General features: G+C 60.4%; 15 protein-coding genes. 10 read left to right on the top strand and 5 right to left on the bottom strand.

Annotated elements, in window-relative coordinates; translation table 11 throughout:
• Positions 1-213: 213 nt before the first annotated feature.
• From OVY48_RS06145 to OVY48_RS06165, 5 genes are all read right to left on the bottom strand, one after another.
• On the bottom strand, positions 214-1,560 hold the full coding sequence (locus tag OVY48_RS06145) for an NAD(P)/FAD-dependent oxidoreductase (protein ID WP_313922126.1): 1,347 nt from the start codon (positions 1,558-1,560) through the stop codon (positions 214-216).
• A 239-nt stretch (positions 1,561-1,799) separates the two neighbouring features.
• A complete protein-coding gene (locus tag OVY48_RS06150; protein WP_313922127.1) occupies positions 1,800-3,797 on the bottom strand; it encodes a glycoside hydrolase family 15 protein in 1,998 nt (665 codons plus the stop codon).
• 2 nt (positions 3,798-3,799) lie between these two features.
• Positions 3,800-4,606: an SDR family oxidoreductase gene (locus OVY48_RS06155; protein WP_313922128.1), complete on the bottom strand. Its 807-nt coding sequence runs from the start codon at positions 4,604-4,606 to the stop codon at positions 3,800-3,802.
• Between the two features lie 170 nt (positions 4,607-4,776).
• Complete coding sequence (locus OVY48_RS06160) at positions 4,777-5,370, bottom strand: DUF3231 family protein (RefSeq protein ID WP_313922129.1); 594 nt, start codon at positions 5,368-5,370, stop codon at positions 4,777-4,779.
• Positions 5,371-5,958: 588 nt separating this feature from the next.
• A complete protein-coding gene (locus OVY48_RS06165) occupies positions 5,959-6,435 on the bottom strand; it encodes a helix-turn-helix domain-containing protein (RefSeq protein WP_313922130.1) in 477 nt (158 codons plus the stop codon).
• Positions 6,436-6,525: 90 nt separating this feature from the next.
• On the opposite strand from OVY48_RS06165, the gene OVY48_RS06170 reads away from it, so the two are divergent.
• From OVY48_RS06170 to OVY48_RS06215, 10 genes are all read left to right on the top strand, one after another.
• Positions 6,526-6,822 carry a mercuric transporter MerT family protein gene (locus OVY48_RS06170; RefSeq protein WP_313922131.1) on the top strand — a complete coding sequence of 99 codons (297 nt, stop codon included), beginning with the start codon at positions 6,526-6,528 and terminating at the stop codon, positions 6,820-6,822.
• A gap of 139 nt (positions 6,823-6,961) precedes the next feature.
• The gene (locus OVY48_RS06175) at positions 6,962-7,819 is read left to right on the top strand and encodes a hypothetical protein (RefSeq protein WP_313922132.1); all 858 of its coding nucleotides are present in this window, start codon (positions 6,962-6,964) and stop codon (positions 7,817-7,819) included.
• Positions 7,816-8,382: a sigma-70 family RNA polymerase sigma factor gene (locus OVY48_RS06180; protein ID WP_313922133.1), complete on the top strand. Its 567-nt coding sequence runs from the start codon at positions 7,816-7,818 to the stop codon at positions 8,380-8,382. The genes OVY48_RS06175 and OVY48_RS06180 overlap by 4 nt, the downstream gene beginning before the upstream one ends.
• Positions 8,369-9,010, top strand: a complete 642-nt coding sequence (locus OVY48_RS06185) for a DUF1109 domain-containing protein (RefSeq protein WP_313922134.1) — start codon at positions 8,369-8,371, stop codon at positions 9,008-9,010. The genes OVY48_RS06180 and OVY48_RS06185 overlap by 14 nt, the downstream gene beginning before the upstream one ends.
• Before the next feature lie 146 nt (positions 9,011-9,156).
• Entirely contained in the window at positions 9,157-9,831 is a 675-nt protein-coding gene (locus tag OVY48_RS06190; protein WP_313922135.1) for a tRNA-dependent cyclodipeptide synthase, read from the top strand.
• 345 nt (positions 9,832-10,176) lie between these two features.
• Positions 10,177-10,875 carry a hypothetical protein gene (locus tag OVY48_RS06195; RefSeq protein WP_313922136.1) on the top strand — a complete coding sequence of 233 codons (699 nt, stop codon included), beginning with the start codon at positions 10,177-10,179 and terminating at the stop codon, positions 10,873-10,875.
• A 116-nt stretch (positions 10,876-10,991) separates the two neighbouring features.
• The gene (merB, locus tag OVY48_RS06200; RefSeq protein ID WP_313922137.1) at positions 10,992-11,630 is read left to right on the top strand and encodes an organomercurial lyase MerB; all 639 of its coding nucleotides are present in this window, start codon (positions 10,992-10,994) and stop codon (positions 11,628-11,630) included.
• A gap of 523 nt (positions 11,631-12,153) precedes the next feature.
• Positions 12,154-12,567 carry a mercuric transporter MerT family protein gene (locus OVY48_RS06205; protein WP_313922138.1) on the top strand — a complete coding sequence of 138 codons (414 nt, stop codon included), beginning with the start codon at positions 12,154-12,156 and terminating at the stop codon, positions 12,565-12,567.
• Positions 12,568-12,598: 31 nt separating this feature from the next.
• Positions 12,599-12,913 (top strand): cation transporter, encoded by a 315-nt coding sequence (locus OVY48_RS06210; protein ID WP_313922139.1) that lies wholly within the window; start codon positions 12,599-12,601, stop codon positions 12,911-12,913.
• 201 nt (positions 12,914-13,114) lie between these two features.
• Entirely contained in the window at positions 13,115-13,345 is a 231-nt protein-coding gene (locus OVY48_RS06215) for a hypothetical protein (protein ID WP_313922140.1), read from the top strand.
• Positions 13,346-13,401: the final 56 nt, after the last annotated feature.

Consider the following 13,401-nt stretch of genomic DNA (forward strand, 5'->3'; position numbering starts at 1 on the left):
CACCCTGTACTAAGTACAGGGTCAATGCCGAATTTTCATCCGATTGGCTCGTCGACTAGCTTCACCATGTCTGCGCCCGCGCTCCTGGGTTGGCGCATCGCCGACGAAGCGATTAGCTACGTCGAAGCTCTGCGCGTGCCAGTTCGGCGTCCTTCAACGAGTAATAGAGCCAGATGCGTCCGTCCTCGATGATTACAGGAGACGCAAAGGCATTTAGAGCATGTAGCCGATATCCGAGGCGCCGGTGGGATACGCGAACATCGTCGTCTTCAAATTGTCGGCCGTTAGGTCGTGGCGGATCGCCAGGGCAAACAGATTAATTACTTCATCGGCATGTGGTCCGACGAGATGTGCGCCTAGGATACGCCTGGTGTCGTCCTCCACCATCACCTTGAAGCCATAGGTCTTCTCTGCGGCCTGGCGAGCAGTAAACCAGTCGGACGCCTTCTGGGACTTGGTCTGGAATTTCAGGCCCTGCTGACGTGCTTCGTCCTCGCTCAGTCCGACAGCAGCGATCGGCGGAATCGTGAAGGCCACGCTCGGCACACCGCGATAGTCGGGCGTATGCCGATTGCCCTCCAGAAGATTAGCGGCGACCACCTTGCCGTCGTGGCTTGAGACCGGAGTGAGTGGTGGGCCCTTCTGTGCCGCATCGCCGGCGGCGTACACGGCCGGGTTCGAGACGCTCTGCAGGTGCTCATTCAGTTTGAGCCGGCCGTTCTCCGTCGCGATGCCGCCGGTTTCAAGATCAAGCGCGTCGAGCGCGGGCGCCCGACCGGCCGCATGAACAACAAGGTCGGCTTCAAACGTCGTGTCACCGCTTTCTGACGAGGCGCGAACGACAAAGCCAGCACCCTTCTTCTGGATTGTCTGTACTGTGGTCCGCAGGCGCACATCGATCCCGATCTCGCCGAATTTGTCCATGAGCCAGCCGACAAGTTCAGGCTCAAAGTGCGTAAGCATCCGCTCGCCACGTTGAAGGATGGTCACTTGCGCACCCGCGCGCGCGGCGATGTGGGAAAATTCCGACGCGATATAGCCGCCTCCCACCAGCACAATGCGTTGGGGTAGTCGCCCCATCGCTAGGAAATCCTCATTGGTCGCGAAATATTCTTCACCGGGAATGTTCAGCTTTATCGGTTCGGCGCCCGCAGCGATCAAAACGTGACGGGCTTCAAGGCTCTCGCTACCCACTGTCAGGCTGTTCTGGCCTACGAAACGCGCGTGACCGTGATAGGTATGGATGCCCTTTTCGTTGTAACGATGCTCGTGCTTTTCGGGGACCGGGTCGGTAAAGGTGCGCTTGAAGGCGATCAATTCTGGCCAGTCGATATGGACGTCGCCGGCAACGCCATTGCCACTCATGCGCCGGACATGGTCGAGAGCCGAGGCGCCGCCGACAAGCATCTTTTTCGGGTCGCAGCCCCGCAGTGCGCAGGTTCCCCCGAAAGGCCGGAAGTCGATGACCGCCACGCTCCAACCGGCGGCGCGCACTCGCATCGCGGCGACCATGGCCGCAGTGCCGGTTCCTATGATTATAAGGTCGTATTGGTTGGCCATTGGTCTCTCCTACTTGTTCGTCGTTCATCGTTTTGTATACGTGTTGCTACCATACGAACGTGGCGGTAACTCCGGGGAGAACACCCGCATGGACCGCAGCATCATCGTGCCTGCGCTGGCCGCACTAGTCGCAACAGTACGTTTTCGCTCCGCACGGGCTGGGAAAGTTCACCACAGCGCGCAGGTCTGTACCGCCTCGACGGAACGGGATTAAAGGTTTGCCAACCGGGCGGACATTCTCATAGGCCGCCACGCTGCGTCTCCGTATCTGGTCGCCCGGGCTGCGGCGAGATGGTGGGTTTCAAATCGAGAACAGAAGCACGCGAATTGGTTCGCGAGCCGTCGCCGTTGATGTCCTGCCAGATGGCCTCACGGGCGGCCGTTCGTTTCGCGCGATCGGCATGCGTTCCAGCGAGGGCTTCCACCCCCTTGTTCTCGTAGAGCTGCAAGTGAATGGCGCTGTTGATCAGAGCGAGATGCGTGAAAGCTTGGGGGAAATTGCCGAGAAATGCACCGTCGTGTGGACGGACCTCTTCCGCATACAGGCCGAGATCATTGCCCTTGTTTATGAGGCTCTCAAATAACGAGCGCGCTTCCACCGCTCTATCCAGCGCAAGGAGTGCATCAACCAGCCAAAAGCTGCAGATGAGAAAAGCGCCTTCGCCGCCGGGAAGCCCATCAGGGGTCCTGTAGCGCAGGACGTAGTCGCCCTCGCGTAGTCGCCTCTCCACGGCATCCACCGTGCGGGCTAGCAGGTCGGGCGGAACCGGGAGATCGAGCAGCGGGGCCAGCAAGAGTGCGGCGTCCGGTTCCCGGGACCCAAAAGCCTGCGTTAAGTAGCCGCCCTCGGGATCAATGCCGGAGCGCAGGACCGCCTGAAGCACGGCTTTCCGCTCGGTTTCCCAGATGGGATTTGGTCCCAGCAGACGGATCGAGCGGTCGAGGGCAACCCAAGCCATGAGCTTACCGTGAACATGATGCCGCGGCTCGCCGCGCATCTCCCAGATACCCTGATCGGGTTCGCGCCAATGAGCGGCCACATAATCGGCAGCGCCGCGGAGGATTTGCTTCAGAGTCGCGTCGAGGGGCTCACCAAGCGCGTGATGGAGAAGTGCCCAGTCCGCAATTTCGCCGTAGATATCGGCTTGCTTTTGGCGGTAAGCGGCATTGCCGACGCGGACAGGCCGGCTGCCGTCATAGCCATCGAGATGGTCCAGCCTTTGTTCGCGGAGCTCCGTCTCACCGCGAATACCATAGAGGATTTGCAGTCCAGGTAATGTCTGCACGCAGCAAAGGCGTAGGAAATCGCAATAGCGGCGGGCTTCACCGCTGTAACCAAGCGCCGCGAATGCTTGGAGCACGAAGGCGGAGTCTCGAAGCCAGCTAAAACGGTAATCCCAATTCCGTTTGCCGCCCGGTTCCTCGGGCAGGGACGTGGTAGGCGCGGCGACTATGGCCCCCGTCGGGGCAAAGGTGAGCAGCTTCAGGGTTAACGCGCTGCGCCGCACCGCCCCGCCATACGGGCCTTGATATTGGCAGCGGCCGCACCACTCTTGCCAGAAGGCGCACGTGATCTGCAGTAGTCGAGCGGCCTGACCAGCGGGGGCTGCGGTCGCGGCCGATACCGGCGCAAGCACGAAGGCAAGCCTTTCCCCAGCGGCGACTTCGATCGCTTCGTTGGCGGCCGTGACTCCTTTGGGCGCCCCTCGGCACATGTAAAGGGCGAAGGTTTCGAATGCGCACACATCCTGGGGCAGCTCGTCCAGGGCGGCGCCGTCGAAGGAGGCTTTTGGCGGACGATACTGGACCCTTATCGTCACGCGGCCCGCCACGCCTTCCACGATGCGCACCAGCCAGCCCGGAGCGGACAGGGTGACATAGTCGTCTTTCGTCGCAGCAGGCGCCCGGCCGACCGGCACAAAGTCAGTCACCGCAACGCGGCCGCCGCGAGTCGTCCAGACTGAGCGCAAAATGTTTGTATCAGGAAGATAGGCCCGCTCCACCTCCGCATCATCTTCGGGACAGATTTCAAAGACCGGGCCCTTTTCGGCGTCGAGGAGACGCCAGAGGACTGGGTCAGCGTCGAAGCGCTCTGGGCACCACCAGTCGATCCCGCCGTCGCGGGCGACTAATGCTGCGCCATGACAGTCGCCGATGAGTGCGTAATCTCGGATAGGAACGTAAGAACGCCGGCTCGACGCGGCCAAGGGTTCGGCGGATTTGTGTGGTGTCAACACGGTTAGCCGCCCTCCCGAAAGGCGGGATACAGCACCATCCCGCCATCCACGAAAAGGGTTGTGCCCACGACATAATCGGAGTCATCGGAAGCCAGCCACACCGCGGCCTGGGCCACGTCCTCGGGCTCGCCGACCCGGCCGTAAGGAACGAGCTTGAGCAGCTTCTCTTTAGCGGCTTCGGTTTCCCATGCCTCCTTGTTGATGGCCGTCTTGATCGCGCCTGGCGCGATAGCATTCACCCGGATCTTCTCCGCCGCTAGTTCCTGCGCCATTGTCTCCATGAGCAACTTCAGTCCGCCTTTCGCAGCGGCGTAGTTGGCATGTCCACTCCAAGGTATTGTTTGGTGGACGGAATTAGTGAAAATGATCTTGCCAAGCGCGGGTGAGCGGTCGGGACGAAGCCCCTGTTTGCGAAACCGCCTGACGGCCTCCTGCGCGCAAAGGAATTGGCCCGTCAGGTTGACGTCGATGACCATGCGCCAGTCATCCAGGGTCAGCTCCGTAAACGGGGCGTCGCGTTGGATGCCAGCATTGGCGACAACGACATCAATGCCGCCGAACTGATGCGCCGCCGCATCGAATAACCGATTGCAATCCTCAGAATTTGAAATGTCTCCCTGAATTGCTACCGCGCTGCCCCCGCGTGTGTTTATCTCTCCAACTACCCGCTCGGCCCCTTCGCGGTCCGACCTATAGTTGACGAGAACCAACGCGCCCGCCTGGGCGAAGGCCCGGGCGATCGCTTCGCCGATGCCGGTACTAGCGCCCGTTACCAATGCCCGGCAGTCCTGAAGTGCTCGGTCTCTCATACATGTTCCTCACTGAGGATGACGCGGCTCGCCGGCGCGGTCAGCTAACGCGTGGAAACTCTTCGGCTGCGGCAGCCAATGCGGCGCTGTAGGCCAGATGGCCAAGCAAACTTCGCATGTACGTTGCGCCCGGGCACTCTCGGTTCGATGCCCGAAGCCGCGCTCTGGCGTCACGGATTCGTTCCGGGATGACCGACATGCTGATTACCGATGATAGGAAGGGGTTTCAGGTGGCCGCTTTCTAGGGCCATCTCATATATCGCCACGTGCCAGCGATTGGCTCTGTGATAGTTGCGAATGAAGGCGTCGCGCACATCGGTGCGCTGGCTCATGATCGCGAAGTTGTCCCACAGCGTCATGAATCCGCGGATGGCGAACCATTGCGCGATCACGATGGCGCGGTCGTTGATCGCGTTCATGTCGACTTCGCGAATATCATCCGGACCCTTCGTTTCCTCCATGGGGGCGGGCAGCGTGTAGCCACCATCGTCAAGTATCTTTTTCATTTCCTGGATGTTCGGATTGCAGACGTCTTCGAGGTAAACTTTGATCGACTCTTTGATCTTCGGATCCTTGGCCGACCCGAGGTAAAGGTTGCATTGGCCCATGCACACGAACTCGCGAAGGTATCCCTCGGTCACCGCCACATACTCGCTGGCCGAGAGCGTCTGGCGCTGGCTCCGGGCCTGCTCGTAGTAGCGTTCGGCGTATCCGCTATAGGATGTCTTCCCTTCGGGGCGACCAATCTCGACCTGCTGAGCCATGACAGCTTCCTTTCATCCAGTTAGATTTTCGGGGTAATGGCGCGGCGGCCCTCATTGCGGGGACAGGAGGCGCAGCCGCGTTTGAAGTACCAGACGAAGCCGACTATTCCGAGTAGGGCTAGAACTCCAGCGGCTACCGGCCAGTAAGGCGTTATAAACGCGAGTGATACCCCGGAGAGCAGCAACAAAGGCAGCCCACAGCAGATGAAATGCAAGAACGCGAAAAGCATTATCTTCCCGCCTGAATTGCTTTGAGTGCCTATGGGCATGATTTCGACCAGTCCGCTTGAGGATATGCTATGCTTGCCCGGCTCAAGGAGATGGCCGCAGCTACCATAAAATTGGAAACACACCTGTAGCGGGTACAGGTTTCACGCGAATGAGACTTTTTTTGATGCCAGAGAGACTGAACTGGCGAGCTCAGCGTTCCCGCAGAGAAATTTAGCCCGCAGCCACGCTCAGCAGGCCAGATGGAATGGCGGCTCATACGTCACAGGGGGTTAGGCACGAACTGCTGCCGGTTGGGCCGCACGCACGGTCACTAAGCTGTCCCATCGGGCTGAAGACTGTACGGCGAGGTATGGCGCCTTAGCGATGGCCACGGGGACTTCTCGCCGGTTTTGTCCCTGGCTTTGCCGATCTGGCCGTAGGTTCGCGGAACAAGGTCTCGATGAGCGGGCATTCCGGCTGCGTGCCGTCTCCGCATTGAACGACGACGTTTTTGAGCACGCCCTCCATGCGCTTCAAATCGGCGATCTTCGCCCGCACGTCCTGAAGGTGGGTAGCTGCTACGGTGCTAGCTTCGGCGCATGGTCGGTCGCGCTCTTCTGCCAACCGCAGAAGCTCACGGATCTCTTCCAGGGAAAAGCCAAGTTCGCGAGCTCGCAGGACGAAGCGAAGGCGCCGTTCATGCGTCGAGCTGTAGGCACGATGACCACCCGAGGTGCGCGGCGGCTCTGGCAAGAGGCCAATCTTTTCGTAGTAGCGCACGGTCTCGATATTGCAGCCCGTCCGTTCGGCAAGCTCTCCCCTCTGGAGGCTTTTTACTCCTGCGTGACCGCTCATCGAATTTCCTTCTTGCACCTGTAGTGACTACAGCCCGTATAATACGATTCGAATCGATTTCGGCAAGGGGAGCAAGGTCTGACATGGTGAATGCATCGCACCCCGTACCGGCGGCGACAACGCCTGTCACCGCGGATTTGCACGCGTCGCAACACGTCGCTGTGGAGCGGCGGCGCTTGGTTGCCGTCGGCGGTATTCCTCGGTGCGGTGGCCACCTCGTCCTGCGGTATCGGACCGCAGATCATCTTCAGCCTCGGCATCGGAGCGGGGCCATGGATCGCCAACCTGACGGCGCTTGCGCCCTACACGCCGCTGTCAGTGGCAGGAACGGCCGGGTTCCTCGACTACCACTTCTTCCTTGGTCTGCTGGAAGCTCAGCGGGCTTGAGTCGAAGAAGCTTGCGCGCTGCCTCCCCCCGACGGCGTCGTGAAGTTTTAGCCGGGCTCAATGCCACTCAAACCCAAGGCGACGGCGTGTTTCAGCCGCGCGGCGCGGCCCGACCGCTGATCACAGGGGAGATTTGAATATGGCCGCCGCTACTACCAATTTCGACGACTCGATTTTCGATGGCTTTCGACAGGGGCGAACGTCCAGGGACTTCTGGCTGCCGCGCATCCTGGCGCTTGCGGCGTCCGTTATCGGGCCTCTGCCTCTGATCCTCGACGTCAGGTGGGGCGTGCCGATGTCGACCATCGGACCCATCTTCTGGCTGGTGTCAATCCTGCTCGTCATCGGCTCCGTCGCTCTGGCCAGACGGGCTGGCGATCAGCGTTTCGTCTCGACGGTCATCGTGGCTCTTCTGGCCGGCTATATGGCAACCGCGACCTATGATTCCAGCCGGGTGGCGGGAATCAGCGCCGGGGTGATCGACATGGACGAGGCGCTTGGTTTTGGCATGCGCCTCTCAGGGCACGGCTCCATGGGCGATTCAATGGGTGATTCCATGACTAGCACCGCGCACGGGTCGCAAGGCGCGACGCCTCCCATGGCTGATTCAATGGCTAGCAGTGGCCGCGGGTCGCAAGCCGCGGCACCTGCGATGGGTTCGGACGCAATGGCGCCCTCGAACGGGGCGCAAAAACCACAAGCAGGACACGCCGGAAAACCCGAATCCGTTTTGTCCCGCAGCCGCCTGGCAATCGTCGCTCTGGGTTATGCCTGGCATTATTGGAGCGGGATCATGTTCAGCCTGGCATTCCTGGTTCTGTTCGGCGCGCGAGGATGGAAGTGGTCGATTCCCTTCCTGGTGCTCGTGTTTTATCCTGGCATGCTCCTGGCAATGCCCTCCACCAGTTTTGCCAATTTCATCTGGGAGGGTTTGGGACACGCGGGCTTCGGTCTTACCTTAGGCATTGTAAGCAGTGCTCTCCTGAGCCGGGGATGAAACGTCAGGAAGGTGCCCTCAGGCTGATGATGGAACAAGCCCAGCTCGGAGATACGACGGCTTACCGAACTCTCCTGGAACAGCTGAGCTCGCTGCTTCGCGGCTATATGAGGAGTAAGCTGAGCCAAATGGGACGGAACGTCGCCGATGCTGAGGACGTCGTCCAGGAAGTGCTATTGGCGGTGCACACCCGACGAGATACCTATGATCCCTCCGAGCCCTTCACGCCATGGGTGTACGCGATCGCTCGCTACAAGCTTATCGACCATCTCCGCCGGAGCAAGATGGCCCATGCCGAGGGGCCGCTCGACGCGGCCGAGGCAATGTTGGACGGGTTCGATCATATGGCGGTGGAGTCCGGAATCGATATGGAAAAACTGCTTGCGACCATCCCGCAACATAGCCAGCGTGTCATTCGCGACGTCAAACTCGACGGACGAAGCGTCGCCCAAGCCGCCGCTCGTGAAGGCATTACTGAGGCGGCCGCGAAAGTCCGGATCCATCGGGGACTCAAGGCGATGACTGTTGCCATCGGCGGGAGGTTGTGGCGTGAAGACCGCTGATCTGATCAACCGGTTGACGGTCGATCTCAAACCCGTTGACTATCGTCGCGCCTCACGCGCCTTAGGCCTCGCATTCGCAGCGGGAAGCCTAGCGGCTGTCGCCGCGATCTGCCTGACCCTCGGCCTGCGGCCCGACCTTCGAGAACCCCACGCTCTTGGCTTTCTCATGCTGAAGCTTGTATTTGCGGCTGGAGTGGCGGCCACCGCCTTCCTGTTGTTGCTCCGGTTCGCCAGGCCGGGGCAAGCACGACGGTCGTCGAACTTTGTGGCGGCGCTACCTTTCGTCGGAATCGTGTTGCTGGCGGCGCTGGACCTTTACGTAACACCTGCCACACAATGGGCAGCTTTGATTGCTGGTCATGGGTGGCCGAAGTGCCTGGTGATCATCCCGGTTATGGCCGCGGTGCCCTACGCCTTGATGGTGCTGGCGCTGCGCTGGGGGGCGCCCACAGAACTCTGGCGCACAGGCGCACTCGCAGGGCTGCTAGCCGGCGGCGTCAGCGCTAGCGCCTATGCCCTCGCTTGCGGTGACGATTCTCTGCCCTTCGTCGCTTGCTGGTACAGCAGTGCCATCCTGATGTGCGGCTTGATCGGCGGCATGCTCGGACAACGGCTTCTGCGCTGGTAGTTCATCGCGAAGTTTCTGTCCTCGCGGAGAAATCGCCTGCACCTTCCGGTCGAAACCGACATTCGATGTAACCGATCGAGCCGCGCTTGCGAACTTATGTTCGTATGGGCGCCTGTCGGAGGCGCTTGGAGCCATCTGGAATTTGCATGCTCGCCAATCCCGTAACTTTACGTTGTTCTGAGCTGTTTGACAGCAGAAGCCATGCTGTCATCGGCATCAGCCCCTTCAACAGCTACTTCTCAGAGATACGAATTTCTGAGCTTGCTCGGTGGGCGCGCCGAAACTTTACAGCCTTTCACTTCTATGTGCCCGACAGATCCGCTGCGCTCACGCTCGAGGCGCTAGGGTATTCTCCCGCACGCGCAGAGAAGAAGGCGCGACGACAAGCGAATTACCTCGAGAACAAAATCGCTCGCGCGCTTTCGACCGTAGAAGCTGAAGACGAGCTCAGCACCATATTGCTGAACGGTCGCGTTCTCGATGAACATCGCAACTATTCGGCCGGGCACGCTCGTTATCAAGACCTCTTCGCCTCCGATCCCGAGTTCCGAGAAGGTTGTCTTGAGAGTGCAGCCTGGGTTCTTGAGAAGCACCAAGATCGAAAGGGCCCCTTGACGCCAACGGCGATTGAGATGGGCGCCCGCTACTTCCTCGCCGAAGTGCCGTTCTTTCTGGACACGCCGTCTATTTTGGGCGTGGAGCACTCGGTGTTTTGTTACCATCAGTGCCCGGTTTTTCTGCGCAAGCTGCTTGAGACACAACGGGGAGCGATAGCCAGCCCTAACCAGGGCTTTATCGAAGTCACCCCAGTGTCCGGCTAACCCCATGGGGCGTGTTCGAAATTCACTGAGTGAGGCGGGCCGCGGAGAGTCGCCGGTCTGGCTCAGGCGGGCCACCGTTGGGCCGCGCCATCCTGCTGCGCGACGGCATCGCGCAATGCTCAAGCGGCGGCTTCGTCACTGGCAGTTGGCGGCTCAATATCTCACGCTCAAGTTCGCGCAAATAAATCACATTCGATGTAACCGATCGAGCGGAGCTTGCGAACTTATGTTCGTAGGGCGCCTGCAGCGCGAGCCGAAGACCTCGCTCGCAACCGTTACAGCATGTCGGCAAAAAATGACGTCGGTGGAAGTTCCAATGGAACCTTCGAGAGAAAGGAACAATAGATGAGAAAAACCTTCATCGCCTTGGCGTGTGCGGTGGTTAGCGTCCTGTGGACGACGGCCAGCTTTGCCGACGAGGGCAGGTCGAGGGTTCAACCCGAGACTATAAGCTTGTTCCAAGTGCCCTGGCAGTGCCCCGCGGCTCCGGAGATCGCATGCGGCGGGCTCGCCAAACCGGTTCTCCTCGAACTCGAGCAAAATACGGGAATTGCTGAGGCCTGGATAAACCGGACCGGGACCGTGCTCGCCGTGGTGGGATCAGACCGGAACCGCGAGGCGCGCACGAAAACCGTTCGCACGCTCCTGCAGGAAATATTCGAGAAGGATGTCGCGACAGAGCTCCAAGGCGAAGCACGGACAACGGAGCTGGCCAGCTTCCGGTCGGACGCTCCTTGGTATCGAGCGGCTCAGGTGGATGCCCTCAGCATCGAGGAGGCCGATATCATCGCCGCCCGGCTCGTGCACCGAATCGAGGCGAAGGTGGCGCTCTCCGAAGACAAGACACGGTTGCTGACGGTGAGCTTCGCCGACATCCTCAAGGCACGTTTCATCCGCAGCTCCGATGCGCCCCGCACAGGCGATCAAAAGCCCCGCGATGAGCAACTTCGAGACATAGCGCGAGCACAGCTCGGCACAGCTGGAGTGTCAGCATTCGACGAGGCGCTTGCGAAGGGAGAGCGCCCCGCGCCCGGTGAAAAATAAGACGCTTAGCTCGTGTTGGACCACGCGCGAGCATTCTGGTCCAGATCGCACCTGCCGCCGGTTCACCCTCAGAGAAGCAAAGCAGCTTTCGCGCTGTGCATCCCAAGGAAATAGCTATGAAACATACACGCTACATCACCGAAATTGCTGAAAGTCTGGCGCCAGCTAATCAGCCCGAAGGGTTCGGGCAGCTGTTCGTCGTGCTGCTGCGTGAGCTGGCCAAGGGGCGTCCGGTTTCGCAAACGACACTTGCCATGTCTCTCGACTGGCCTGCTCAGCAAGTGAATGCCGTGCTCGAACGGGCCACCAGTACCGAGTACGATAGTGATGGGAATATCGTTGGTTATGGCCTCACCTTGCGCGAGACTTCGCATATCTTTGAGATTGATGGCCGCCGTCTATACGCCTGGTGCGCACTGGACACCCTGATGTTCCCGGCGTTGATCGGCAAGACGGCCCACGTTTCGTCCCATTGTGCCGCAACCGGAGCGCCAGTTTCACTCACGATTTCGCCGAACGAGATAAGGGATGTCGTGCCGGCCGACGCCGCAGTGTCGTTGGTCCTGCCGCAGGAAACAGCGGACATTCGTCAGTCATTCTGTTGCCATGTCCATTTCTTTGCATCGGTCGTGACGGCGAAAGATTGGGCCTCCAAGCATCAAGGCGTGGAGATCGTAAGCGTCCAAGATGCCTTCCGCTTGGCCCAAGAGCTTAGTCGACATCTGCTGCAGACGATTCCATCGAGAAAATCGTGATTGGATAACGATTCTACAGCCCGGTATTCGCTTCGTAGGTGCTGATTGCACTCTGCGAAATCGACCCGGGTAGCCCCGCGAAGCAATCAAAGCGGGTGTCTAATGGTTCCCTACACGGAATCTCGTCTGGCCCACTATGCCGGCGTGAGCATCGACCGGCGGGGGCGAGGGTCTTGCCCGTCTCGGGCCTGTGCCATCCCGCGCGCGTTGCCCGAGTCGATTGGGTCTTTGGTGGTCGTCCAGCGCAGCGGCTCCGCCTGTCCCTTGGGAACTGCGGTTGCAGGGCTGCGCCGCGCTCCTGCCTGGCGTCGAGCAGTGCAGGCAAAGGCGCTTAGAAAGCGCCTTCAGTTCCCGCTGAAAAACAACATTCGATGTAACCAATCGAGCCGCGCTTGCGAACTTATGGTGAGAGAGGCGCTTGTCGGCGGCGCCTGGAGCGCGAGGCTGCACGGCTCGCTCTGAAACAAGACTTGAACCTGTAGGCGATACAGACCCTATCTTGAAAAGATCGAGGAGAAAAGGAATGAGTGAGCATGTTCGAACGGCCCCGGCACGGCTGACCGGCAAACCCGAAGCGGGGAGGTCGCAGGGCGGGCAAAAACTGTTGATGGCGGGCGGGGTCCTGGCCGCCCTTGGTGCATCGTCCTGCTGCATACTGCCGCTTGTTCTGTTCAGCATTGGCGTGAGCGGGGCGTGGATCGGAAACCTGGCTGCGCTTGCGCCTTACCAGCCCGTCTTTGTGGTCGCAGCGCTTGTCTTTCTCGCTGTGGGCTTCTGGCGCGTCTACCGCCAGCCGAAGGTGGCCTGCGCGGAAGGTAGTGCTTGTGCTCGCCCGGGCACGAGCCGGATTGCCAAAATCGGACTGTGGACTGCGACCGTGCTCGTCTTCGCAGCGGTGGCGTTCCCTTACGCTGCGCCGTTCCTACTCGACCTCTGATGCAACCTTTCAAACCAGGAGACTTGTGACCATGAAGATCTTGATTCGCACTGCAGTGACCGTTGCCGCCTTGACTCTCGCCGGTGGCGCTTACGCCGCCCCTCGGACCGCCACGCTTGCGGTGGAGAATGTGAGCTGCGTGTCCTGCGCCCCAATCGTAAAAAGAACGCTCTCGCGCATCCCCGGCGTCAGCCAGGTCGTGGTCGTGGAGCGGGACGGTCGAGCCACGGCGACCGTGACCTACGACGATCAGAGGGTCACGGCCAAGGCACTGGCCCAGGCGACCACGAATGCAGGCTATCCTTCGACCGTGGCGGGCGTGAAGACCGCGGCTCCCGCCCGCTGACGTGACCGGAATTGAATAGTCGCGCCCTTTTTCGAACCGGCTTCATTGGGGCGGTCGTGGTGGCGCTCTGCTGCGCGACCCCAATCCTTGGGATTGCGCTAAACGCGGGACGTTCCCTTGGCCCCGCCGGCCCGGGAACCTGTAGTGGGTTCAGCTTCGTTCCCCTCCAACTCAGCTTCGTTCCCCTCCAACAAAGGGACAATGGCGATCAAGACCGATGACCCCGCTGCCGAAAGCGAAACGCAATTCGCGAAGAGCTCGGGCCTTGCCTGGCTGGCCGTTTTTTTCCTCGTGCTTTGCTGCGCAGTGCTGCCGCTTGTGCTGGTTTCGGGGGTATCTCTGGCGCTCGTGTCGAGATGGCCGGTCATCGGAGCCATTGTGGCGGTGCTGGGGGCGATCGGGTTGGTCTGGTATTGGCGCAAGCGCTGTTAAAATCGCGAGGCGAGCCGAGACCAAGCCTGTTCGAGAGGCAAATCGTCTCATGGCGG

The sequence above is a fragment of the Sphingobium sp. SA2 genome, assembly GCF_032227065.1.
Classification (GTDB): domain Bacteria; phylum Pseudomonadota; class Alphaproteobacteria; order Sphingomonadales; family Sphingomonadaceae; genus Sphingobium.